We start from the raw sequence: 25,027 nt of genomic DNA on the forward strand, positions 1-25,027 counted from the left end.
AGGGGTAAGGTCCGATGAGTGTTTCGCAGGACAAGAACAAAGGGCGGAAGAGAATTCTGACGCCACTGGTGCAGGAGTCGACGCCTGCGATCATCGCCCGGAAGTTGCACGACGCGATAGCGAGCGGCAACTTCCCGCCTGGCTCGCAGCTGACCGAGTCCGGTCTGGCGGCCGACCTCGGAGTCAGCCGCGGACCGTTGCGCGAGGCGATGCAACGATTGACCGCAGAGGGATTGTTGGTCAGCCACCGCAACCGCGGTTTGTTCGTGGTGTCCATGGAGGAGGACGACATCCGCGACATGTACGTGGCGCGGACCGCGATCGAGCGCGCTGCCGTCGAACAGGTGATCCTCAGTGGGGATCGGGCAGCCATCGACGACCTCAATGCCGCAGTCGCGCGGATGCGTGCATTCATCGACGATCCCAACAGTGCCGAAATGGCCGAGGCTGACATGGAGTTCCATCAGATTTTGGTGGAACATGCGCATAGTCAGCGACTTTCGCGTCTACACGAGACTATTCTGGTCGAAACACGGATGTGCTTGCGCGCTATGCGCGGAACATATTCTTCGGGGAAGGAGCGGATCGACGAGCACCAGGCATTGGTGGACGCCATCGCGTCGGGGGACGCTACGGCGGCTGACACATTGATGATCGAACACATGAAGGATGGTCTGCACCGACTCGTCGGTGTCGACGAGCCATCGGGGGCCGCATCGACCGCCTGATCTGCTGCTTCACCGATCACTCTCCACCGATGTGAGTTGAGCTAGAAGACAACTGGCCGAACGAATCCTTCAGGAAGGCACAGATGACTGAGGCATCCTCACCGGCGACGTATGAAGAACTCGCCCCGGACCCGGATTCCCCGGAGGGCAAATCGCTGCTCCGCAAGGCAATCGGCGCATCCGCCATCGGCAATGCGACGGAGTGGTACGACTACGGCGTATACGCCGCCACCGCGACGTATCTCACCGACGCATTCTTTCCGGGCGATCTCGGAAGTATCGGTACCATGCTGGGTTTCGCGATCTCCTTCGTGCTTCGCCCCCTCGGCGGGATGATCTGGGGGCCGATCGGCGACCGGATCGGCCGCAAGTCGGTTCTGGCTATGACGATCCTGTTGATCTCCGGCGCCACGGCACTCATCGGTGTACTGCCGACCCACGCGACGGTGGGGGTGTGGGCCCCGATCCTGCTGATCACACTGAGGGTCATCCAGGGCTTCTCCACCGGCGGTGAATACGGCGGTGCTGCCACCTTCATGGCCGAGTATGCACCGGACAAGAAGCGCGGCAAGTACGGTTCGTTCCTCGAGTTCGGGACGCTCGCCGGCTTCAGCGCCGGTACCGCGATCGTCCTGCTCTTCGAGCTCGTCCTGTCCGACGACCAGATGCAGACCTGGGGCTGGCGTATCCCGTTCCTGATCGCTCTGCCGATGGGCCTGATCGGCCTGTATCTGCGGTCGCAGATGGAGGACACCCCGGTCTTCCAGGAGCTCGAACAGGAAGACGAGATCAAGGGGTCGGCCTGGACCCGCTTCAAGGACCTGTTGAGCAATTACTGGCAGCCGATCCTGGTGATGTTCGGTATGGTCATCGCCCTCAACGTGGCGAACTACACGCTGTTGGCCTACCAGCCGAGCTATCTGAAGAACACCATCGGACTCTCCGAGACATCCGGCTCCATCGTCGTGCTCATCGGCCAGCTGGTGATGATGGCGATGATCCCGTTCTTCGGCCGATGGTCGGACGCCACCGGACGAAAACCGATGTGGTGGGGTTCGCTGGTCGGCCTGTTCGTCCTCGCGCTGCCGCTCTATTGGCTCATGGGGCAGGGATTCGCCTGGGCAATCGTCGGATTCGTCATCCTGGGTCTGCTCTACATACCGCAGTTGGCGACCATCTCGGCCACGTTCCCGGCAATGTTCCCGACTCAGGTCCGCTACGCGGGTTTCGCGATCTCGTACAACGTGGCGACCGCTGCGTTCGGTGGAACGGCGCCGCTCGTGAACGACGCGGTGGTCGAGAACACCGGCTGGAATCTGTTTCCGGCGGTGTACATGATGGGTGCTTGCGCTATCGGTCTGGTGGCACTGGTGTTCCTGAAGGAGACCGCGGGCGTCTCGCTGCGGGGAACCGAGACACCTAGCAAAGAAAACGATTTCCGGATGCTGCAGGGGATGAAGCCCGGTAGCTGAACGCGGGTTCTCGATGTCGGCAGGTCCGGTCCGGGCCTGCCGACATCCAGGCAGCCGGCACTCGTCAGCGCAGAAGACGCAGAGCGGTCAGCGCGTAGGCGCGCGCGGCGCTCTCCAGGTCGGCGATGAGCACCGACTCGTCGGGTTGATGTGCCTCGGCGTGAATGTCGCCGGGCCCGAACACGATTGCCGGTACCCCGAGATCGCGGTGAACGAATCCACCGTCGCATGCAGCGCTCCAGCCGCCGACCGACGTGGTCCGCCCGGCGTCAGTGACCGCGGAGACCGTGGTCGCCACCAGCGGATGCTCGGCGGGCGTCGCGAAACCGGGCATCTCCATGGTGACCCGGACCTCCACGGTGACACCATCGGTGTCGATCGCCGATTCCCGGATCGCGGCACGCAGGCGTTCGGCGATCTCGTGCGGGTCCTCGTCGGGCATCAGGCGCCGGTCGATACCGAGGCTGCACGTAGGTGCGACCACCGAAATGCCCTGCCCGCCTTGAATGGTGCCGACGTTCCAGGTTCCGGATCCGAGTAGGCCGTCGGCCTCCATCGCCAGCTGCTGATGATCGAACCGGATGAGATCGACGATCGAGGCGGCCGCCTCGATGGCGTTGCGTCCGTCGGCCGGACGGCCGGAATGTGCGGCGCGACCGGTGATGTCGATCTCGATGTAGGAGGCGCCCCGGCAGCCGCGGACCACGGTCAGATCGGTGGGTTCGGCGACGATGCAACCGGCGAACGAGTGCTCCGGTTGGCGGGTGACGAAGTCGCGGACACCGATACCGTGTTCTTCCTCGTCGACGGTGCAGACCAGTTGCACCGGCCCCGACAGCTCGGCCCCGTAGGCCGACGCGTGCGACAGCGCCTGCATCGCGATCACCGCCGCGGCCAGCCCGCCCTTCATGTCTGTCGTGCCTCGTCCGTAGATCCGCCCGTCGGCCACCCGAGGGCGATACGGATCGGACGTCCAGCCGGGACCGGCCGGGACGACGTCGGAGTGGCCGAGGAGCATCAGACCGGGCCCGTCACCGGCCGGCAGCGTCGCCACCAGGTTCGGACGCTCCGGGGCCACGTCGTGGGTGGTCACCGTGAAGCCTGCCGAACGACATGCCTTCTGCAGCACGTCGACCGCGGCGCCTTCGGTGCCGCCCGGGTTCTCGCTGGCGGCCTCCACCATCGAGGCCGTGAGCATGGCGATGGTGTCGGCATTGATGTGGGACAGTACGCCGGCCTCTGCCTCGGTCAGCGACACGGCATCACCCTTCATCGTTCGGTCGTGGTTCGATCACTCATGGAGTATGAGCCATCTTCTCAAGGCTCGTGGTCAACCGTCGGATACCCTCGTCGATTCGCTCCGGCGTGCTCGAGGCGAAGCAGAGTCGCAGCGCGTTGCGGAACCGCCCGCCCGGCGACAGCGCAGGTCCCGGGATGAAGGCCACCCCGTCGGCCAGGGCGACCTCGAACAGTTCACGGGTGTCGATCTCGGCGAACTCCTCACGCAGCGTGACCCACAGGAAGAAGCCGCCGTCGGGGTCGGTGGTCTCCACACGGTCCCCGAGGTGACGGCGGATCGAATCGATCATCGCCTCCTTGCGCTCCCGATAGAGGACGCGGATGCCGGCCAGGTGATCCTCCAGCCCGCCGCGGGCGATGTACTCCGCCACGATGTGCTGATTGGGCACGTTGGTGCAGGTGTCCATGGCCTGCTTGCCGTTGATCAGCAACTGCCGCAACGACGGGTCGGCGTCGACCCATCCGACCCGCCAGCCCGGTGCCAGGATCTTCGAGAAGGTACGCACGGAGAACACCAGTGGGTCCTGGGGGCTGAGAGTCTGGAATGTGGGGATGTCGGTGCCGGCGAACCGAAGGAGCCCGTAGGGATCGTCGTCGATGACGATCGAGCCCCATTGGTGGGCCAGCCGCAGGAGTTCGCGTCGTCGCTCCTCGGAGAGCGTGACACCGGACGGGTTCTGGAAGGTGGGAATCGTGTAGATCGCCTTGGGAGTGAGGCGGGTGTGGGCGACGAGATCCTCCAGAGCGTCGACCTGCATACCGTCTTCGTCGACCGGCACCTCCAGCAGTTGTGCGCCGTAGGACAGAGCCGTGGCGCTGCCGTTCGTGTAGGTGGGCGACTCGACGATCACGAGGTCACCCGGATCGACGAAGAGCTTGCACGCGAGGTCTAGTCCCTGCATGCCGCCCGTCGTGATGACCAGCCGCTCGTGACTCGACGGGTCCGGGGTGGTGGCCAGATAGTCGACCAGAAGTTGCAGCAGACGTGGCTCACCCTCGGTGGCGCCGTAGGTGAACGACGAGTTGTCGAGGATCTCACCGGCGATCTGCCGGAACTCGTCCGCGGGCACCGCCTCGTCGGCGGGGGAGCCCATGGCGAATCGCACGATGTCGTGGGATTGCGAGGCCAGCAACGACGTCGACGAATCGATCATCGACCCGACCAGATCTTTGGCGCGCCCGGCCAGGGGCAGGGTGGGTGCGGATCGTCGCAGATCGTGAGTGGCTGGTTCGGTGGTGGCGGTCATGACGTTCACCTCTCTCGTCGGCCCTTCGTGACGCTCGCAAGCTCGCTCCTCAGGGACCAGGTTGGTGGGTGGCTTGCTCCTCAGGGACCAGGTGGATGGCTATTTGCGGATCAGTTCGCGTGGGAAGCTGGTGAACGTCTCCACGCCGGTAGGGCTCACCCGGACGGACTCGGACAGCTCGAAACCGTAGTCGTCCATCCACATTCCGCAGACGATGTGGAAGGTCATGTTGGTCTCGAGGACCGTCTCGTCCTCGGTCCGGATGCTGATGGTGCGCTCACCCCAGTCGGGGGGATACCCGATGCCGATCGAGTATCCCAGGCGCGAGGGCTTTTCCAGCCCGTACTTGGCGAGAGTCCAGTTCCAGGTGGAGGCGAGCTCCCGCGTGGCCACCCCGGGGCGGATGGTGTCGAGGACGTTGTTGAGGCCTTCGGCGGTGGCGTTCGCGACGTAGTCGAGATCCTTCGACGGCTTACCGAGGGACACGGTCCGGGCCAGCGGACAGTGATACCGCTTGTGGGCGCCGGTGAGCTCGATGACGACCGCCTCGTCCTCGACGAACGTGCCCTGATGCCAGGTGAGATGCGGGGTGTCGGCCGCGGCTCCGGTCGGCATCATCGGCACGATCGCCGGATAGTCGCCACCGAAATCGTCCGTACCGGTGATCTGCGCCTGAGAGATGGCCGCGGCGGCATCGCATTGGCGCACACCCACATCGATGGTGTCGATCGCGGCGCGCATCGCTTCCGAGCACACCATTCCCGCCTGCCGCATGAGCTGCACCTCGGCGTCGGACTTGACCGACCGCACCCAGTTGACCAACTCGAAGTTGTCGACGAGCTTCCACTCCGGGATCGCGTTGTACAGCGCCCGATAAGCCTTGGGAGAAAAGAAGTGTGAGTCCATCTCCAGGCCCACCGAACCCTTGGAGGCCGGCGCGATGAGGAAGCGTTGGCGCAGTGCCCAGGCCACCCAGTCGAAGGGATGGACGTGTGGACGGTGCACGTAGCTCTCGGGGTAACCGACGATCTGGTCCTCGCCGAGCCATGTGGTGCGGTGTGCGCCATGCGCATCCATCTCACGGGCGAAGAACACCATGTCGCCGTCGATCGGCACGAACAGCATCTGCGGGGTGTAGAACGACCACGCGTTGTAGCCGATCAGGTAGAAGATGTTGGCCGGATCGGTGACGATGATCGCCGAGAGTCCCTGTCGGTCCATCATCTCGCGGACACGGGTCAGCCGCTGCTCGTACTCGCTGTCGGTGAACAGCTGAGCGCCCAGGTACATCCGGTGTCTCCTTACAGGTCGATCTCGGTCGTGAGGGTGCGGACGCGGTCCGCGCGGTCACGACGTCGGGATGGGCCGGGCAATGTACTTGACGTCCAGGAACTCCTCGATTCCCAGGCGGCCGCCTTCGCGTCCGAGGCCCGACTGCTTCACGCCGCCGAAGGGCGCGGCCGGGTTCGACACGAGTCCGGTGTTGACGCCGACCATACCGACCTCGAGCTTGGTGGACAGCCGATCGGCGCGGTCGATGTCGCGGGTGAAGAGGTAGCCGACCAGGCCCCAGGGGGTGTCGTTGGCGAGCCGCACCACCTCTTCGTCGTCGGAGGTGCCGGTTGCTGTCGAATCCGCGCCGTCGGTTCCGAACGGAATGATCGCGGCCACGGGGCCGAAGATCTCGGTGTGCATGAGATCGGCCGCCGGATCGACGTCGGTGAGCACCGTCGGAGGATAGAAATGACCTGCGCCAGTGGGGCGTTCGCCACCGCAGACGATCCGGGCGCCGCGCCCGACGGCGTCGGAGACCAGGGCGGTGACCTTGTCGACGGCCTTCTGCTCGACGAGCGGACCGACCTGGGTGCCGTCGTGGCTGCCGTCACCGACGACGAGGCCGCCCATCCGGGCGCTGAGCTTCTCGGTGAACTCGTCGAGCACACCGCGATGCACGAAGATCCGATTGGCCGCGGTGCACGCCTGACCCATGTTGCGCATCTTCGCGACCATCACGCCTTCGATCGCGCGGTCGACGTCGGCGTCGGCACAGACGATGAAGGGCGCATTGCCGCCGAGTTCCATCGAGGTGCGCATCACCGTGCCGGCTGCCTGGCCGAGAAGGATCTTGCCGACCTCGGTGGATCCCGTGAAACTGACCTTGCGTGCCTTGCCCGACGTCATCCATTCGCCGACGACGGCTCCCGGGTCCGAGGTGGTGACCACGTTGAGGACCCCGTCGGGCAGCCCCGCTTCGGCGAGGATCTCGGTGAGCAGCAACGCGGTGAGCGGCGTGAGTTCGGCGGGCTTGAAGACCATCGTGCACCCGGCCGCGACCGCGGGCCCGATCTTGCGGGTGCCCATGGCGAGCGGGAAGTTCCAGGGGGTGACGAGCACACACGGTCCGACGGGCTGCTTGGACACGACGACGCGGTTGGCGCCGTCGCCGGTGATGGTGTGGTCACCGCCGATGCGGACGGCCTCTTCGGCGAACCAGCGGAAGAATTCTGCGCCGTAGGCCACCTCGCCGCGTGCCTCGGGGAAGGGCTTGCCCATCTCGGCGGTCATGACGGCCGCGATCTCGTCGGTGCGCTCGATGATGAGTTGGTAGGCGCGATACAGGATCTCACTGCGAGAGCGCGGCGACGTGGCCGCCCATGCCGCCTGATGGTCGGCGGCGGTCTGCAGGGCCCGGCGTGCGTCGTCGGCATTGCCGTCGGCAACCTGGGCGAGCGCCTCGCCGGTTGCCGGGTTCTCGACGGTGAAGGTCGCACCGGAGGCCGCGGGCGCCCATCGCCCGTCGATGAAGAGGTCGGTGTGGATGCGTGAGATCGCCTGGGCGGCGGCGGGGGCAGAGACGGTGGCGGTCATGGTCACGCTCCTTCGGGGTCGGTGAGATCGGCGGGTGGGGCGGTGGTTTCCGTCGGCGGCGAACCGGTTGCTGTCGGCGGGATCTCGGTTGCTGTCGGCGGAGGTGGGGGTCTGCGGGTGAGGAGTTCGGCGAGGTGGATTCCTGTCGACGAGATCTCGGGATCGGTGGCGGTCAAATGCTCGACGGACATGGCGCAGCTGAAACCGTCGGTGATGACCGGTCGGTCGGGTGCCGCGCGCAGCGCAGGCGCGAGGGCGTGCTCGGCGACTGCGACACTCACCTCATAGTGTCCCCGCTCGAAGCCGAAGTTGCCTGCCACGCCGCAACATCCGTCGGCGGTGTGGACCTCGACGCCGAGCTTGCGGAGGGTCGCGGCACCGGTGGTCGCACCGAACACCGCGTGTTCGTGGCAGTGGGTCTGCAGGGTGACCGAATCGGGTAGACCATCGGGCTGCCAGCCGGCCTCCATGAGTCGCGGCAGGTGATCGGCAAAACTGTGCACCCGCGATGCCACTCGGCGGGCCGCCTCGGTGTCCACGAGCTCCGGGAGATCCTTGCGCAGAGCGGCCGCGCAACTCGGTTCGGGCACCACGATCGGGCGGTCGGTGCCGTCGTCGAGGTTCGCGGCCGTCCGCGTGAGCACCTTGCGGGCGTGCGTCAGTTGCCCGGTGGAGATCCAGGTGAGCGCGCAACAGTTGTCGGCGCTGCAACCGACCACGTCGCCGGTGGAGCCGAGGACCTCGGCGGCGGCGGTGGCGACGTGGGGCCGGAAGGCCTTTGTGAACGAGTCGACGAACAGCACCGTGTCGCTGGCCGCGGTGACATGTGGCAGCGCTCCCAGATGTTCGCGGCGATCGCGCCGGGTGGCGAAGCGGGGCATGCTGCGCCGTGGATCGAGTCCACCGCCGCGGGCGGCCAGGCGTCGCATCGGACTCTTCAGCGCCGCGTTGATGACCGGGGCCAGCGTACCCGCCGCACCGAGCCACGCAGGCATCCAGCCCAGCGAGTAATGCGACATCGGACGACGACGACCGCGGTAATGGTGGTGGAGGAACTCGGACTTGTAGGTCGCCATGTCCACACCGGTGGGACAATCGGTGGAGCACGCCTTGCAGGAGAGGCACAACTCCAACGCATCGGCCACATCGGTTGACTGCCAGCCGGTCTCGATGTCAGGAGCGGTACGCACCATGTCCTGCAGAACGCGCGCACGACCGCGGGTGGAGTCCTTCTCGTCGCGGGTCGCGCGATAGCTGGGACACATGACGCCGCCGGACGACGACCGGCACCGTCCCACCCCGATACAACCCTGCACCGCGTGCACGAACGGATCGAGATGTCCTTCGGCCGGCTCGCCCGGCTCGGCCGCGGTGAGGGTGAACATGGTGGGCCAGGACCGCGCCGGGACGTCGGCGAGGGCGAGGTCGTCGGTGATCGGTGGTGCATCGACGATCGAACCCGGGTTCAGCGTGCCCTGCGGATCCCAGATCTGCTTGAACTCGGCGAACGCGGAGAGCATCGCCGGGGAGTACATGATGGGCAGCAACGCCGACCGTGCACGACCGTCACCGTGCTCGCCCGACAACGACCCGCCGTGTGCGACGACGAGACGGGCTGCGTCCGTGCAGAAGCGGTCCATCGTCGCACGTCCTGCGGCACTGCGTAGGTCAAAGGTGATGCGGACGTGCATACATCCGGCGCCGAAATGTCCGTACATCACCCCGGTGAGGTGGTGATGTTCGAGGAGGGCGGTGAACTCGTCGAGGTAGTCGGCGAGCCGCTCGGGAGCGACGGCGGCGTCCTCCCACCCCGGCCAGGACTCGTAATCCGCACCTACGCTGTCGTCGTCGGGATCGGCGAGGCGGGACGACAGACCGGCCCCGTCCTCGCGGACGCGCCAGAGTGTCTTGCGCGCAACCGGATCAGGCACCGTGGTGCCCGCAATCATCCGCCCTCGAGAGCGGAGGTCGTCGAGGAGGAGCTTCGCCGTGGCGCCCACGTCCGTCTCGGATCTGCGTGCGGCACTCTGTTCGTCGATGTCGATGAACAGCCATGCGGTGCACTCGCGGTCGGCCACTCCGGGCAGCGCGGCCACCGTGTCCCGTCCGCGACGGGCGGCCATGGTGGCGACGATCTTGCGGTCGATGCCTTCGACCGCCGACGGTGCATACGGCAGGATGGCCGGGATGTCGCGGGCGGCGTCGCTGACCGTCGGATAGCCGACGCAGATCAGCAACGGTGACGCGGCGACGGGCACCAGCCGGACCCGAGCGCCCACTACCACGGCACAGGTCCCCTCGCTGCCGACGAGTGCGCGTGCGACGTCGAAACCGTTCTCCGGCAACAGCTTCGATAGATGGTATCCGGAGACCTGGCGGGGAATGGTCTCGAGGTCGGTGCGCAGGATCGCCATGTTGCGCGCGGCGAGGTCGTCGAGCCGCTCGGTGAGCTCTGCCGCTCGTGTGGCGGCCGCCGCATCGGAGGCGAGGGTGGGCTCGAGCCCGTGGCGGGTGGCGGTGAGACGCAGACCGTCGGCGGTCACGAGGTAGAGCTCGTCGACGTGGTCGGTGGTACGGCCGTGCCGCACCGAATGATTCCCGCACGCATCGTTGCCGATCGCGCCACCGAGGGTCGCCCGCGACGCCGACGACGGATCGGGGGCGAAGGTGAGCGCACCGTCGGTGGCGGCCCGCGCATGCGCGGCGAGCGTCGTCAGCACGATCCCGGACTCCGCGACCGCGGTGCCGGATTCGGCGTCGACCTCCAGGACCCGGTCCATGTGCCGGGACAGGTCCATCACGATGCCGGGGCCGATGGCGTTGCCGCCCATCGAGGTCCCACCCCCGCGTGGGATCAGTGGGATGCGGTGGGTGTGGCAGTACGCGACCGTACGCGCGACGTCGTCGGCGTTGTGGGGGAAGACCACGGCGACCGGACGGATCCGGTAATTCGAGGCGTCGTAGGAGTATTCCGCCAGACGCCGCGACGAGCGATCGACCTCGACGCCGAGGGCGTCGAGGTCGCCGGCGACATCGGTCTGCGCGTCGCCGGTTGTCGGGGCAGGTGTCATCTCAACCGAGCGTATCGCGTGGGAGCACGTCCGACAGGGCCGCCGCGAATCGTTCGAGGCCCATCGCGATCTCGTCCTCGGTGACGACGAGCGCCGGTATCAACCGCACGACGTTGCCGGCCGGACCACAGGTGAGGGTCAGCAGGCCGTGCCGGGTGGTGGCCTGCTGGACCGCTGCTGCGGCAGCCGCATCGGGGACCGGGGTGGCGCCGTCACCACTGGCGACGAATTCGATGCCGGCCATCAGACCCAGACCGCGCACGTCGCCGATCGCTTCGAAGCGGGAGGCGATGTCGCGCAGGCCGGCGAGCATCTGCTCACCGCGAACCCGCGCGTTGTCGACCAGGTTCTCATCCTGGATGACGTCGATGGTGGCGACGGCGGCCGCGGCGGCCACCGCATTGCCGCCGTAGGTGCCGCCCTGCGAACCCGGCCATGCCTTGCTCATCAGTTCGGTCGATGCCGCGATGGCGGAGATCGGGAATCCGGAGGCCAGGCCCTTGGCGGTGATGAGGATGTCGGGGGTCAGCGGGCCGGTGGAGCGGCGGGAGGAATCGCTGTCGGCGTGCTGATGGCCCCAGAATTTGCCGGTGCGACCGAAGCCGGCCTGCACCTCGTCGAGGATGAGGAGGATGCCGTGCCGGTCGGCACGCTCACGCAGCCCCTGCAGGAAACGCGGCGGGGTGGGGAGGTAGCCGCCATCGCCGAGGACCGGCTCGATGAGGAAGGCGGCTGTGTCGTTGGGGGCGACCCGCGACAGCAGGAGGTAGTCGAGCTCGCGCAGCGCAAAGTCGACGGCGGTGTCGGTGTCCCAGCCGTAGCGGTAGGCGTACGGGAACGGGGACATGTGGACGCCGGCCATCAGCGGTGAGAAGCCCGCGGAGAACTTGGTGCCGGCGGTCGTCAGGCTGGCCGCGGCGACGGTCCGCCCGTGGAAGCCGCCCTGGAACACGACGATGTTCGGGCGTGCGGTCGCCATGCGGGCGAGTCGGATGGCCGCTTCCACGGCTTCGGACCCCGAGTTGGCATAGAACACGGAGTCGAGTCCGAGTGGCAGGACGTGGCCGAGTTTCTCGGTCAATTCGAGCAACGGCGGGTGCATCACCGTTGTGTACTGGGCGTGGATGATCTTGGTGCACTGCTCCTGCGCGGCCGCGACGACCCGCGGGTGGCAATGGCCGGTGCTGGTGACGCCGATGCCGGTGGTGAAGTCCAGGTAGTCGTTGCCGTCGGTGCCATGAATCCACGAACCGAGCGCATGGTCGACCACGACGGGTGTGGCCTGTTTGAGCGCGGGGCTGAGCGTCGCGGTCTGGGCGGTCTGCATGGATTCGGCGGTGACGGTCATGCGTCCACGGTGACGGTCGATCGTCGGATTGTCAACAATTCGACATCGTCAAAGCCGAGCTCAGTTCGCGCAGGGCGTCGAGGGCTCGCTGCCAGTCCTCCGGTGACATCGACGAAGCGATCCGTGCGGCGGCCGCGCGGTGATCCGGGTTGATCCGGCGGACCGCCGCGACGCCTGCCGGCGTCGCGTGCACCAGCTTGGCGCGGCGGTGCCCGGGGTTGTCGCGGTACTCGACGAGACCGTCCGCGGCGAGCAGGTCGGCAGTACGTTGCACGCTCTGACGGGTGATCCCCATTGCGCGGGCGATGTCGGAGACCGTCAGGGGTTGCTGCAGGACGGCCCCGACCACCTGCCACCGGGTGGCGGTGAGGCCGGCCGGTCGAGCGAGTTCCTCGGCGAGCGCCAGGAATTGCCCGTTGAGACGGAAGACGGTGAGCGCGCTGTCGGAGAGCAGGCGTTGCGGGTCCGGGGGAGTGGTCACGACGGGTCCGCGAGGGCGTAGAAGCCGCGCGGGTCATGGTGCCCGTAGAGCTGATACCAGGCGTCGAGCACGCCCGGCTCGTAGACGCCCAGCAGCCTGAACACCTCTCGTGCGAATTCGACCGGTGCGACGGCGGCCGCGGTGACCACCCCGCGGTCGGTGACGGCGGGAGCGTCGACATAGTGCGCGGCGCCGGCATATCCGGTCGGTTCGAGTTGCTCCGCCGCGTTGCTGGTGTGGCGTCGATCGTCGAGCAGGCCGGCCCGGGCCAAACCGATTGTCGCACCGCAGATCCCGGCGACCGGCACCTCTGCGGCGACCCAGCGCCGCGCCGCGTCGACGAACGCGTCGTTGGTGTCCCAGACCTGCGCACCGGGGAGGACGAGCATGACACTGTCGTCGGGTGACACGTCGTCGAGTGTGGTGTCCGGAACCATCGTCACGCCGCCGATGGTGCGGACCGGGTCGCGCGTCGCGCCGACGGTGACGATTCGGAAAGCGCCGGGGTCGCGCTGGTACTCGGGATTGTTGATACCGGCCGCCACGTAGCCGTACTCCCAGTCGGCAAGGGTCGGATAGATGCCCAGATGAACAGTCTTCATGGTCGCGCTCCTCGGATTGGTATGACAGCATTCTGTCAAATATGACAGCATTCTGTCAATATGTGCACGATCGGCGGGGGACTGGGCCCGGCCGGCGGGTGGGGCGCGGGTGGTCGGCGGGGCGGGCCGGATCTGGTTACGGTGGGGCGTGGCCACCTTCAGACCGACCATCGCACTCCTCGGGGCCCGGGGCGTTCCCTCGCCGGTCAACCTGGACGAGATCGCCGATCTCGCGACAATTCGGCAGTGCACTGCCGAGACTCTTCCCGACGCGCTCCCCGGTTCCGACATCCTGCTCGTGTGGGACTTCTTTTCCCGTGCGCTGAAAGACAATTGGGGACCGCGGACGGCCGACCTGCGATGGGTGCACGTGTGCGCGGCAGGGGTGGATTCGTTGCTGTTCGACGACCTGCGTACGGCAGATGTGGTGGTCACCAACGCGGCCGGCGTCTTCGACCGGCCGATCGCCGAGTTCGTCTTGGCGTCGATCATGGCCCGGGACAAGCAGTTACACCTCTCCAAGGCGTTGCAGTCCGAGCGGGTGTGGCGCCATCGTGAGACGACCCGGACGGAGGGCTCGACCGCGTTGGTGATCGGGACCGGCGGGATCGGCCGGGCCACCGCCCGGTTGTTGAGCGCCGTGGGTGTTCGCGTCACCGGAGCGGGCCGCACCCCGCGCGAGTCCGATGCCGACTTCGGCTCCGTGCTCCCGACGTCGGACCTCGCCTCCTACGTCGGTGACTTCGACAATGTGGTGACCATCGCGCCGCTGACGCCCCAGACCGACCGCATGATCGACGTCACGGTGCTGCGGGCGATGCGCGACGACGCGCATCTGATCAACGTGGGGCGGGGGCAGTTGGTGGACGAACCGGCGATGATCGAGGCGTTGGCGGCCGGCGAGATCGGTGCGGCCTCCCTCGACGTGTTCACCGACGAACCCCTCGATCCATCGAGCCCGCTCTGGGCGATGGACAACGTCGCGATCTCCGCGCACATGAGCGGTGACGTGGTGGGGTGGCGCGACGAGCTCGCGCGGCAGTTCCTCGCGAATCTGCGCCGCTACCTCGACGCGGACGGGCAATCGCCGTCCGAAGTGCTGGGCAACATCGTCGACAAGGAGCGAGGTTATGTCGTGAGCACGGGTCACGGCGGCGGCGATAGTAGGCTGTAGCGCGATGACCATCGTGTATTTCGTGATCGCCGTGTTGGCGCTGGCAGGTGCCGGCGCCCTGTTGTGGCTCGATCGCCAGCGTTCCAGTGTTGCGCGACACCAGCGCGCCGTCTGGGGGATCAGCACGAGTTCAAGTTCCGTGAATCGGATACCAAGCTGCGCAAGGTCTTTCACCGAGCGACCATGAACGTCCCACCCCACGTCGAGGTTCAGGATGTCGCATTCGGCCATTACTCGGGTGCAGAGGCGGTGGTGTTCGACCTCGTCGACACCGCGACCGTGGTCGCGGTGCGGCGGTCGGTCCAGTCGTCGGTGGTGGTCGATCTGCGGCACGAGGACGTGCTGGCCCCGGCCGAGGAGGACGTGGAACTGCTCGGTGCCATGGGCCCGAGGGTGATGTTCTCCAACAATCTCGACGTGGCCCGCCGGGTGTGTGACCGGCGGATGGTGGCGCTGGCCAACACCACGCCGTCCTACATCGAGGTGCTGTGGAACGAGGGCAGCTGGGTACTCGGTTCGATGCCGCTGACCACCGACACAAATCACCTCGACACCGGGCTCGAGGTGGTCCGGCGATTTGCGGATCTGTTGCGGGTGTTGCCGCCGGTCAGCGACCCGCAGGACGCCCCGGATCCCCGCGATCCGCATGGTCCGACGCGCGCCGAACTCGCGGATGAGAAGACCGAGAACATGCGTGACAAGCAGCGTCGTGCGCGCATCGAGGCCGCCGAGAGCGCGCCTGACGAGCCGGTGCCCACCCGGGCGTGGAGTGCGACGCCCGAATCGGCAGCGCCGAACCCTGCCCCGCCGTCGACCGCCGGCCGGAGGATGCAGCCCATGCCGGTGCGTCGTCCCTCGCAGCCGCCGACGCAGACGCCCGGCACTGCGCGACCGCCCGCCGACCCCGGAGAGGGCAGTGCGCCACCACCAGGTGGCGGGCGTCCCGCGCGGCCGTACGATATGCCCCCTGGCAAGAACCCCCCGACGGAACGCCCGAATCGTCATCGCCGGTCCTGACCGCCAGACGGTCGGTCGCGCACCTGAACCATCAGTGAGAAAAGAGCCGTGACATGTCCTCGTCCGCGTCAGTGCCGCCCAGCGTCAACGAAGATGGACGTGCCCGACTGGCCGAGCTCGTCACCGAACTCGCCGTGGTGCATGGCCGGGTGACGCTCTCGTCGGGCAAGGAAGCCGACTACTACGTCGACCTGCGCCGCGCGACATTGCATCACGAGGCATCTCGACTGATCGGCAGTCTCATGCGCGAGCTCACCTCCGACTGGGACTACCGTTCCGTCGGCGGGCTCACGCTCGGCGCGGACCCGGTGGCCACGTCGATCATGCACGCGCCCGGTCGTGAGATCGATTCGTTCGTGGTGCGCAAGGCCGCCAAGGCCCACGGCATGCAACGCCAGATCGAAGGGCCCGACATCGTCGGACGGAATGTCCTGATCGTCGAGGACACGTCCACCACCGGTGCGTCGCCCTCGGCCGCGGTGAAGGCGGCCCGTGACGTCGGTGCGACGGTGGTCGGCGTGGCCACCGTGGTGGACCGTGCCACCGGCGCCGACGAGGTGATCGGGGCTCTCGGCGTGCCGTACCGCTCGCTGCTCGGGCTGAGCGACCTCGGACTGGCCTGAGGCGGTGGACGAGCCCGGGCCGACCGAGTGGCAACCCCGGTCGGGACCGGCGGTGGGCGTGGGGCCGTGGGACAGCGGGCGCGACGGCCCGCCGACCGATCCTCGATACGATCCCGAGCTACTCGCCGACGGCGACACCCGCAACGTGGTGGATGCCTACCGCTATTGGACGCGCGAGGCGATCGTCGCCGACATCGACGCCCGGCGGCATCCGTTCCACGTCGCGATCGAGAACTTCGCCCACGACGCCAACATCGGCACCGTCGTCCGGACGGCCAACGCCTTTGCGGCGGCAGCGGTGCACATCGTCGGCCGACGACGGTGGAACCGTCGCGGGGCGATGGTGACCGACCGCTATCAGCATCTGATGCATCATGATTCGGTGGCCGACCTGATCGACTGGGCACGCGGAGAGGGGATCGCCGTGGTCGCGGTGGACAATACGCCCGGCGCCGAGCCGCTCGAGACCGCCGACCTCCCGCGCGCATGCGTGCTGCTCTTCGGACAAGAGGGCCCCGGTGTGAGTGACGACGCGCAACGTCACGCCGACCTCACCGTGTCGATCGCACAGTTCGGGTCGACGCGGAGCATCAATGCCGGTGTGGCCGCGGGGATTGCGATGCACGCCTGGATTCGGCAGCATGCGGATCTCGGTCGGGCGTGGTAGCCGGATCAGGGTCTGCGCAGCAGCTCGACGGCACGGTTCGCGCTGTCGAGGGCGAGCGTGCGACCGGTGCCCGCCAGACGCCGTAATCGGCTGGGCGGCTGCGGGGGCGTCACGGTGAGGGTGTCCCCGACGCGGATCTCACCGTCGTGCACGACGTCGGCGTAGACGCCGAGATAGCGGTCCGACGTCGCGGCGACAGCGCGGGTCAGACGCTTGTCGAGAGGGAGGTCGAGGTGCTCGCGACTCGGGACCACGCAGCGCACGGTCTTCATCACGACGTGTAGCCGAGCGCTGCCGAGATCGACGGTGGCAGAGGTCCATTCGGCCTCGGGAAGACCTGCTGCGGTCCCTGCGACGACGATGTTGGGGCGGAAGCGGCGGGGGTCCACGCTGTCTTCTCCGACGGCTTCGGCGATGGTGGCCGTGCTCGCCTCGCTGATCAGGTGTACCGGGCACAAGTCGACGAAACTGCCTGGCGGAGTTGCGTTCCGGGTCAGGGTTGCCAACGCCCGCGCATTCATGTCGGAGATCTTCGGCATCTTCTCGTCGCGGGCGATGCCGAGATCGCGAGCCAGGGCGCCCGGCGTGAGCGTGCCGAGACGCTCCCGCCACGGAAGGCGGTGTGCGCGTGGGTCGGCGGGCAACGGGACCAGGCGCACATCGCGGTCGAGGCGCGACGACAGCGCCGCGTGGATGCCGGGATCGTCGCTGTGGTGCTCGGTTCCGTCGGGGGCCGTCACGATCACCGCCGGCGTGTGTCCCGGCCCGGCGCCGGGACCGGGCGGAGCCACGTAGCGAGCGGCGAAACGGAGGACCCCGGGCAAGCGGCGTGCCGAGATTGTGGTGTCGCGTTCCATGTCGTGCAGCGCCCACAACCGGTCACCCAACACGCCCCGGCGGCCGAGCGTGGCGGTCTCGAGTTGCTCTCCGGCCATGGACTTCACCGGGTGACGCCACAACTGGGTGACGTGTGCGGTCGTGCTGCTCATCGATCACCCCTCTGGGACGGCTGCGCCGGCGCGCTGCACTGCCGCACACCGTAACCGATCGTTCACTTGCGCGATCATCGTGACCGGGGAAGAGTTGTGATCCGTGTCGACTCTGCGGTTGCGCTCCGCGATCATCTCTGTCCTGACCCCGATTCTCCTCGTCACCGGAGTGGTCGCGAGTGGCACGGCCACCGCGGCGCCGACGGTGACGCGACCCGCCCCGTTCACGCCTGCCCAGATCGTCGGGCCGTACGCCTCCGACCTACCGCCGTCGGGCACCTACATCCCGGTTCTCGACGGCTTCGCAGGTCTGCGGCGGGATCGTCCGGACATCATCGCGTCGAACCTGCAGAAGGTGAAGCGGATCAACAACTCCGCGACCCGCGCGCAGCAGACCGACGCCATAGCGATCAACCACGACGACCGGCTGGTATCGCTCTCCGAGGCCCTCGGTGACCGACTGGGGACCGCCTTCCGCCAATTGCTCGCGGCGGGCGCGGTACCCAAGGTCGACGCGCTGGCCGGTGGCGACACCGCTCGGGGCGGTCTACCGCTCGGCACGACGCTCCTGGAGAAGGAGTACTACGGCAACCCGCGGCCGTTTGTGGTGGCGCCCACCTCGATCACGAAGTACGACAAGCCGGGCGGCAACCTCTACGCAGAGCTCGCGAACAACGGCTCATATCCGTCGGGGCACGCCAGTATGGCGTACTGGAAGGGTGCGCTGCTGGCGTACTGGTTGCCCGAACTCGGTCCGCAGATCATCGCGCGCGCCGGAGAGATCGGTCGGAGCCGGATCGTCCTCGGCGTGCACTATCCGCTCGACGTGATGGGCGGCCGGATCATGGGTACCGACATCGCGGCCGCCCGGCTGGCCGATCCGCGATTCGCCCAGCTCGTCGACCAGGCGGGTACGCAGCTGCGTACCCAACTCGAGCGGTCGATCGGCATGCCGCTCAAGGACTTCATCGCTCGCGACACGCCCTACCTGACCACTCAGCAGGCCGTCACCGAGCACCGCGCGACGATGACCTACGGATTCCCGGTCGTTTCGTCGGGCCTGAGAAATGCGATCCCGGCCTCGGCGGCTGCCCTCCTGCGGAGCCGGTTCCCGCGACTGACCGATGCACAGCGCCTGGACATCCTGCGCCGCACCGCGATCAAGGCCGGCTATCCGCTCGACCAGGCCGGCCCGAACGGCGGCTGGCTGCGCATCGACCTCGCCGCTGCGTACGCGGTGGCTCCCTGAGACGTCGTCGGCGGGCGTGACGACCCGTCCGTGCGTCCGTTGCGTCCTGCTCCGCCAACCGGAGCAGAACACAACGGCTGAAGATGGTGGAACCCCAGGCTCGGGCGCGCCGTCAGATCTGCATGGGTGCGGTCGATGAGGTGCGTCGCTTTCTGTCGACGCACGACGGTGTGATCACGAATCGCCAGGCGCGCTCGTGTGGTGTCAGTCGGTCGGGCATCCAGCGGCGTCTCGCGTCGGGGGAATGGTGCAGTGTTGTCGACGGTGTCCACCGCGCCGCCGATCACCCGCGTACGCTGCGGGTTCGCGTTCGCGTCGCGACGCTCTCGGTGGGGCCTTCCGCGATTCTGAGCGGTGGTGCGGCGGCGTGGTGGCACGGCCTCGTCGCGGACTTCCCGAGTCAGATCTCCGTGACGACGGGCGCCCGTGGACGCCACGTGAAGCGCACACCGGGCACCCGTGTCCGGCACCGCACACTCGACCCGCTCGACGTCGTCGACGTGGACGGCCTACGGGTGACCGCGCTGCCGTTGACGGTCCTCGAGGCGGCGGTCGAGGGTGGCGCGTCGGTGATGGACAACGCTCTGCTGCGGGAACGGGTCACGCTCGACGAGCTGTTCATCGCTCATGCGCGATATCCCGCCAGGATCGGCTCGGGGGAGGCCGGACACTTGTTGGAGGTGATGAAGTCGGGTGCGCGCAGCGAAGCGGAGCGCGTGACGACACAGATCTTCCGCGCTCAGGGCATCGAGGGCTGGAAGGCCAACGAGGACGTCTGCGGTCATGTCGCCGACTTCGTGTTCGAGGGCGCGAAGGTGATCGTCGAGATCGACGGCTTCGCGTTTCATCGAGATGCCGAGACGTTCCAGCGAGATCGGTCGAAGCGCAACACCTGGATCGCGACCGGGTGGACGACGCTCAACTTCACGTGGTCGGACATCTCGACACGGCCCGATCACGTTGCGGCGAGGGTGGCCGCCCAACTCTGTGGCGGACGGGTTGTGTTGTGCTCCGCGAATCGGAGCAGAACACAACGGCTGTCAGGTCGAGGGGGCGTCGACGTTCGAATCGGCGGTCTTGGGGGCATTGCGACGTCGGCGGTACCACTCGATGAACATCGGCAGCACCGACAGCACGACGATCAGGATGAAGATCGGCTCGATGAGGTTCTGGACGAACTCGAAACGGCCGAGCCAGTAGCCGAGCAGCACGATCCCCGCGCCCCACACGATGGCGCCGACGACGTTGTAGATGAAGAAGACCGAATACCGCATCCGGGCAGCACCCGCCACGATCGGCGCGATGGTGCGCACGATCGGCACGAACCGGGCCAGGAAGATCGTGATCGGTCCACGCTTGTCGAAGAACTCGTGGGCTTCGGTGAGGTACCGCTCCTTGAGGAAGCGGGCGTCCGGTTTGAACATGGCGGTGCCGACGTAACGCCCGATCCAGTAACCGATCTGTCCGCCGATGATGGCGGCGATGGGAACGAAGACCAGCAGCTGCCACAGGGAGGCGAACTGGTCGATGCCCTCTTTGCCGCCGGCCGCGACGACCATGCCGGCCACGAACAGCAGGGAGTCGCCCGGGAGGACCGGGAAGAGGACGCCGGACTCGATCAGGATCACCAGCAGCAGGCCCCAGAAGGCCCACGCTCCGAAATAGCCGAGAAGGGTCACCGGGTCGAGGAATCCCGGCATGAGGGCGACGTTCGTCGTGGTCTGGGCGAGCGCGGAGTCGATCACGGGGCCCCAGAGTACCTGGCGTCGCGATGTTCGACGTCAACCGGCGAGTGGGCAGTCGCCGAGGGGTCAGCGGTGGCGAGGCGACGCTGCACCAGCGCCACCACGCCGACGACGGTCGCGCCCACCGCGAACAGGAGCAGCGCCGTCGGCCAGTCGTCACCGACGCCCTGTGGGGTGCCGTCGCCGGTCTGCCACGGCCAGAGTGCGCGCAACGAACCGGTCAGCAGGCCGGCCGCGGCGACCATGGCCAGCGTGTGGTGATGCTTCAGAAGCCACTCGAGCGCCCGCACGAACGACATCAGGCCGACGAGGGCGCCGAGAGCGAACACCGCGAGGTACTGGATGTCCATGGTGTCGACGGCGGCCAGGGTCGGTGCGTAGATCCCGACGACGAGCAGGAAGAACGAGCCGGACACACCGGGCAGCACAAGCGCGCAGACGGCGATGGCCGCCGCGCCGAACGTGAGGATGAGTGGCGGATCGACGATCTCGGAGCGGGGCAGCGACGTGAGGGTGAACGCCACCGCGGCCGTGAGGGCGAAGACGCCCGTGGCGCGCAGGCGGGCTGCCCGGCCGGTGAGCGCCCCCTTCTCGATCTCGAGGAACGGGACGATCACCGACATCGCGATCATGCCCATGAACAGGGCCTTGGAGGCGACCGGCTGTTCGGTCACGAAACTCTCCATGACACCCGCGATCAAGAAGACCGTGAGTGCCATCCCGAGGCAGACCGGTAACAGCAGCCACCAGTCGACCTGCCGTGCACTCGCACGCCAGTCGCCTCGGGTGACGAGCCGGCGCGGGATGTCGAGGAGATGTTTCACCGATGCGATGAGGGGGCCGTAGATACCGGCCACGAGGGCCACCGTGCCGCCCGAGACGCCGGGTACGGTCTCGGCCACCCCGATGAGGGCGCCGCGGATCGCGTCGGCCGCGACATTGTGTGGTCGGCGCGGACGGCCGGTCGCCTCGTCGAGATCGGTCGACGAGGGAACGGGGGCGGGCGTGGTCGTCGGGTTCGTGGACATCGCGGGCCATCGTACCGACAATCCGGCATATCGGTCATTCTGCGATGTCGCATCCACTGGGCAGAAGGCGTCGCACGAGCGATCGAGGCACTTGCCATACTGAACGGGAGTGACCGCTCCGACAGCGCGAACCACGACTGCGAAACCGATCCGGTTGGAGGACGAGAAATGCCCATTGCAACCCCCGAGCAGTACGCCGAGATGTTCGACAAGGCCAAGAAGGGCGGGTACGCCTTCCCGGCCATCAACTGCACGTCGTCGTCGACGATCAACGCTGCCATCAAGGGATTCGCCGACGCGGGTAGCGACGGCATCATCCAGTTCTCGACCGGTGGTGCGGAGTTCGGCTCCGGACTCGGCGTCAAAGACATGGTGACCGGCGCCGTCGCGCTCGCCGAGTTCGCGCACGTGGTCGCGGCGAAGTACGACGTGACCATCGGCCTGCACACCGACCACTGCCCGAAGGACAAGCTGGACACCTACGTGCGTCCGCTGCTGGCCATCTCGCAGGAGCGCGTCGACGCGGGCAAGAATCCTCTGTTCCAGTCGCACATGTGGGACGGCAGCGCGGTCCCGCTCGATGAGAACCTCGAGATCGCCAAGGAGCTGCTCGCGAAGGCGGCTGCGGCCAAGATCATCCTGGAGATCGAGATCGGCGTGGTCGGCGGCGAAGAAGACGGCGTCGAGAACGAGATCAACGACAAGCTCTTCACCACGCCGGAGGATTTCGAGAAGACCCTCGATGCGCTCGGCGCAGGCGACTCCGGTAGCCGCTACCTGCTCGCCGCCACCTTCGGCAACGTCCACGGTGTGTACAAGCCGGGCAACGTGAAGCTCCGTCCGGACGTGCTCAACACCGGCCAGGAGGTCGCGGTCAAGAAGCTCGGCCTCGCCGATGGGTCCAAGCCGTTCGACTTCGTGTTCCACGGTGGCTCCGGGTCGCTGAAGAGCGAGATCGAAGAGGCCCTGAGCTACGGCGTCGTCAAGATGAACGTCGACACCGACACCCAGTACGCCTACACCCGTCCGGTCGCCGGCCACATGTTCGGCAACTACGACGGTGTACTCAAGGTCGACGGCGACGTCGGCAACAAGAAGGTCTATGACCCGCGCAGCTGGTCGAAGAAGGCCGAGGCGTCGATGTCCGAGCGCGTCGTCGAGGCCTGCAACGACCTCAAGTCGAGCGGTAAGTCCATCAGCGCCTGACCCGCGCCAACCCCTTTACGCAACCGCGACGGTTTCCGTCATCCGCGACCCCTGAATGCCGTCGCGGGTGACGGGAACCGTCGCGGTTGCGTCAGGGGGTTGTGTGAGGGGTGGTCGGGTTCAGAGGGTGGCGAGACCGACGACGACCCCGGCGGCGAGCGCGATCATGACGATCGCGGCGACGATGACCGCGGGATCGGTCCGACGGCGGGGCGGACGTGGCGCAGGTGTGGTCCGGGTGGTCCGCCGCTCGATGCGCAGTGGACGCGTGGCGGGCTCGAAATATGCCTGCGGCGGGGCGTCGTGCGGATTCGGGGGCGCGGACTCCGAGGGGGCGGGGCGTTGTGCTGAACCCAGGTTGGCAGTCGGGTGGTCGGTCCGTTGCCGGTCACTGAGGCGTGCACACCTTCCAATCGTCGCCGGACTTCTGCAAGTTGATGGTCACGGTCTGCGGTGCGTCCGGTTTGCTGCTGTGCAGCGCCGAGACCTCGACCACGGCCTGATCACCGTCGCCGGTGACCTTGACAGCTTTGACGTCACTGACCTGGACGAGTTCGTTCCGGTTCTTCTGACCGTCATAGATCTTCTGGAAATCGGAATCGCTGATCGTCGTGTAGAACTCGTGGCGTTCCCCGCAGGTGGTCGACCGCAGCGTGCTCAGATCCCCCTCGTACAGGGCGGTGGAGAAATCCTTCGCGACGTCGGCGGCCTCGTCGGCCGGAGCGGGCGGCCGCATGTTCATGTACGCGAACACGCCGCCGACCACGGCGATCACGATGATCACGGCGGCACCGATGAGCAGCGGCCAGCGGCGGCGGCCCGAGTTCTCGGTGGTGGACGTCGACTTCGGCGCCTGGTCCTTGCCCGGGTAGACAGTCGGCTTGTGGGCGGTGGTGGACCATCCCTGCGCGGCCGACGTGGTGGCACCCGCAGCGCCCGCGGCCGCCGCTGCGACCGCCGGCTTGGTGACCGGGTGGGTCTTCGAATCGTCGGAATCGGCAGGCGTCGCACCGGCGTCGGTCGCCGTGTCGGCGTCGGCGGGGAGCGCCGTGGTGGAACCGTCTGTGCCTGAATCGGTGTCGGTGTCTGTGTCTTCGCCCGAGTCCGCGTCGTCGGCGCCGTCTGCGTCGGTGCCGCCGAGCGCGTCGATCTCGTCGAGGTCGTCGAGATCCGTGGAGTCGGGGAGATCGCCGCGCTGGATCACCGTCGTCGCCGAGTCGCTCGGACCGATACCGGACCGCTTCTTCTTCGGCGTCTCCGCCTCGGTCTCGTCGCTGTTGGCGTCCTCGCTGTCGGTCTCGTCGCCGGCGGCGGGATCGGCCACGGCGTCGATGTTCTCGAGGTCCTCGAGCCCGGTGATGTCGGGCAGGTCCTCACGGCGGATCACCTTGGTGGCCGAGTCGATCCCGCGGCCGCCCTTGGGCTTCGGTCGCGCCGCCGCCGGGGGTGCTGTGCTGTCCTCGGTGGTCGGAGCCGCGTCCGAGTCGTCGTCGGACACGCTCGGCTCGGGCTCGGGCTCGGGCTCGGGCTCGGGCTCGGGCTCGGCATCGGGAGTGACCTCGGACCCGGGCGCCACCTCGGCGTCGGAATCGTCGGTGGTCGTCGCGTCCGCATCGTCCACGGAATCGTCGGGCTGCGCGTCCTGGGCTGACGGGACGTCCGCGTCCGGTTCGTCCTTCTTCTCCTCCGGGGCGGAGTCGGCTGCGTCGCTCGCACCGGTGTCGTCGGTGGGCTCGTCGTCGGTCGGCTCGTCATCGGTGGACTCGGACTCGCCGGCCGTGCTCGTCGTCTCGTCGCCTGCGGAGTCCTCGGACGTCGACTCGTCGACCGCTCCGGTCTGCACCGAAGAGTCGTCTGCCGACGAGTCCTGTCCCGACGGGTCGTCTGCCGACGTGTCCGTCACACCCTCGTTGTTGGTCGCGTCCGTCACCGCTGCGTCGTCGTCCTTCGTACTGGCGACCCAGGAGTCATCCGGGCCGCGGCGGCCGGTCTGTGCCGCGTGGTCTCTACCGCGATTGCGCCACGCGGAGCGGGCGCGGCCGAGCAATGAATCCTTGTCGTCCCGTGATGGAGGCATCGTGGTCTACACCCCGCCTTCTCCGAATCGATGTGGTCGCCGCCCCGAGTCCCCGCCGTCTCCCGCCGAGTCGGTTGCGTTGTGGCCGATCGCGCCATTCACCCTAGCGAATCCCACCAGCGCGGAGTACTCGGTG

At 67.5% G+C, this 25,027-nt stretch carries 19 protein-coding genes and 2 pseudogenes; 9 read left to right on the top strand and 12 right to left on the bottom strand.

Features of this window, described 5'->3' with window-relative positions; translation table 11 throughout:
* The first annotated feature begins 14 nt into the window (after positions 1-14).
* Entirely contained in the window at positions 15-728 is a 714-nt protein-coding gene (locus GTV32_RS19315; RefSeq protein ID WP_161061679.1) for a GntR family transcriptional regulator, read from the top strand.
* Positions 729-811: 83 nt separating this feature from the next.
* Complete coding sequence (locus GTV32_RS19320) at positions 812-2,200, top strand: MFS transporter (protein WP_161061680.1); 1,389 nt, start codon at positions 812-814, stop codon at positions 2,198-2,200.
* A 64-nt stretch (positions 2,201-2,264) separates the two neighbouring features.
* On the opposite strand, the gene GTV32_RS19325 is transcribed toward GTV32_RS19320, so the two are convergent.
* The 8 genes from GTV32_RS19325 to GTV32_RS19360 form a co-directional block, all read right to left on the bottom strand.
* The gene (locus GTV32_RS19325; RefSeq protein WP_161061681.1) at positions 2,265-3,473 is read right to left on the bottom strand and encodes a M20 family metallopeptidase; all 1,209 of its coding nucleotides are present in this window, start codon (positions 3,471-3,473) and stop codon (positions 2,265-2,267) included.
* A gap of 22 nt (positions 3,474-3,495) precedes the next feature.
* Positions 3,496-4,746, bottom strand: a complete 1,251-nt coding sequence (locus GTV32_RS19330; RefSeq protein ID WP_161061682.1) for a PLP-dependent aminotransferase family protein — start codon at positions 4,744-4,746, stop codon at positions 3,496-3,498.
* Positions 4,747-4,845: 99 nt separating this feature from the next.
* Entirely contained in the window at positions 4,846-6,036 is a 1,191-nt protein-coding gene (locus GTV32_RS19335; RefSeq protein ID WP_161061683.1) for a M24 family metallopeptidase, read from the bottom strand.
* 57 nt (positions 6,037-6,093) lie between these two features.
* Positions 6,094-7,614, bottom strand: a complete 1,521-nt coding sequence (locus GTV32_RS19340; RefSeq protein WP_161061684.1) for an NAD-dependent succinate-semialdehyde dehydrogenase — start codon at positions 7,612-7,614, stop codon at positions 6,094-6,096.
* Between the two features lie 2 nt (positions 7,615-7,616).
* Positions 7,617-10,685: an FAD-binding and (Fe-S)-binding domain-containing protein gene (locus GTV32_RS19345; RefSeq protein WP_161061685.1), complete on the bottom strand. Its 3,069-nt coding sequence runs from the start codon at positions 10,683-10,685 to the stop codon at positions 7,617-7,619.
* Between the two features lies 1 nt (position 10,686).
* Positions 10,687-12,033, bottom strand: a complete 1,347-nt coding sequence (locus GTV32_RS19350; protein WP_161061686.1) for an aminotransferase class III-fold pyridoxal phosphate-dependent enzyme — start codon at positions 12,031-12,033, stop codon at positions 10,687-10,689.
* Positions 12,034-12,064: 31 nt separating this feature from the next.
* Positions 12,065-12,514, bottom strand: a complete 450-nt coding sequence (locus GTV32_RS19355) for a MarR family transcriptional regulator (protein WP_161061687.1) — start codon at positions 12,512-12,514, stop codon at positions 12,065-12,067.
* The gene (locus GTV32_RS19360; RefSeq protein ID WP_161061688.1) at positions 12,511-13,116 is read right to left on the bottom strand and encodes a DJ-1/PfpI family protein; all 606 of its coding nucleotides are present in this window, start codon (positions 13,114-13,116) and stop codon (positions 12,511-12,513) included. The genes GTV32_RS19355 and GTV32_RS19360 overlap by 4 nt, the downstream gene beginning before the upstream one ends.
* 148 nt (positions 13,117-13,264) lie before the next feature.
* Here GTV32_RS19360 and GTV32_RS19365 point away from each other — a divergent pair, with 148 nt between their 5' ends.
* The 4 genes and pseudogenes from GTV32_RS19365 to GTV32_RS19380 all read left to right on the top strand — a co-directional run bounded on the left by GTV32_RS19365 (position 13,265) and on the right by GTV32_RS19380 (position 16,597).
* Positions 13,265-14,290 carry a D-2-hydroxyacid dehydrogenase gene (locus tag GTV32_RS19365; RefSeq protein ID WP_161061689.1) on the top strand — a complete coding sequence of 342 codons (1,026 nt, stop codon included), beginning with the start codon at positions 13,265-13,267 and terminating at the stop codon, positions 14,288-14,290.
* Positions 14,291-14,294: 4 nt separating this feature from the next.
* A pseudogene (locus tag GTV32_RS19370) lies at positions 14,295-15,307 on the top strand (hypothetical protein).
* 53 nt (positions 15,308-15,360) lie between these two features.
* Positions 15,361-15,930, top strand: coding sequence for an orotate phosphoribosyltransferase (locus GTV32_RS19375; RefSeq protein ID WP_161061690.1), 570 nt, complete (start codon positions 15,361-15,363; stop codon positions 15,928-15,930).
* 4 nt (positions 15,931-15,934) lie between these two features.
* On the top strand, positions 15,935-16,597 hold the full coding sequence (locus GTV32_RS19380) for a TrmH family RNA methyltransferase (protein WP_161061691.1): 663 nt from the start codon (positions 15,935-15,937) through the stop codon (positions 16,595-16,597).
* Positions 16,598-16,602: 5 nt separating this feature from the next.
* On the opposite strand, the gene GTV32_RS19385 is transcribed toward GTV32_RS19380, so the two are convergent.
* Complete coding sequence (locus GTV32_RS19385; RefSeq protein ID WP_161061692.1) at positions 16,603-17,586, bottom strand: MOSC domain-containing protein; 984 nt, start codon at positions 17,584-17,586, stop codon at positions 16,603-16,605.
* Between the two features lie 103 nt (positions 17,587-17,689).
* On the opposite strand from GTV32_RS19385, the gene GTV32_RS19390 reads away from it, so the two are divergent.
* On the top strand, positions 17,690-18,835 hold the full coding sequence (locus tag GTV32_RS19390; RefSeq protein WP_161061693.1) for a phosphatase PAP2 family protein: 1,146 nt from the start codon (positions 17,690-17,692) through the stop codon (positions 18,833-18,835).
* A 683-nt stretch (positions 18,836-19,518) separates the two neighbouring features.
* Positions 19,519-19,806: pseudogene (locus GTV32_RS23655) on the top strand (DUF559 domain-containing protein); the annotation flags it as partial.
* Positions 19,807-19,875: 69 nt separating this feature from the next.
* Here the strand turns inward: GTV32_RS23655 and GTV32_RS19400 are convergent.
* The gene (locus GTV32_RS19400; protein ID WP_161061694.1) at positions 19,876-20,580 is read right to left on the bottom strand and encodes a VTT domain-containing protein; all 705 of its coding nucleotides are present in this window, start codon (positions 20,578-20,580) and stop codon (positions 19,876-19,878) included.
* Positions 20,577-21,608, bottom strand: a complete 1,032-nt coding sequence (locus GTV32_RS19405) for a DUF368 domain-containing protein (protein ID WP_161061695.1) — start codon at positions 21,606-21,608, stop codon at positions 20,577-20,579. The genes GTV32_RS19400 and GTV32_RS19405 overlap by 4 nt, the downstream gene beginning before the upstream one ends.
* A gap of 168 nt (positions 21,609-21,776) precedes the next feature.
* On the opposite strand from GTV32_RS19405, the gene fbaA reads away from it, so the two are divergent.
* Positions 21,777-22,814 (top strand): class II fructose-bisphosphate aldolase, encoded by a 1,038-nt coding sequence (fbaA, locus tag GTV32_RS19410; protein WP_161061696.1) that lies wholly within the window; start codon positions 21,777-21,779, stop codon positions 22,812-22,814.
* Positions 22,815-23,202: 388 nt separating this feature from the next.
* Here the strand turns inward: fbaA and GTV32_RS19415 are convergent, their stop codons facing one another.
* Positions 23,203-24,891, bottom strand: a complete 1,689-nt coding sequence (locus GTV32_RS19415; RefSeq protein ID WP_161061697.1) for a DUF4878 domain-containing protein — start codon at positions 24,889-24,891, stop codon at positions 23,203-23,205.
* Between the last annotated feature and the right edge of the window lie 136 nt (positions 24,892-25,027).

The organism is Gordonia sp. SID5947 (assembly GCF_009862785.1).
GTDB lineage: Bacteria > Actinomycetota > Actinomycetes > Mycobacteriales > Mycobacteriaceae > Gordonia.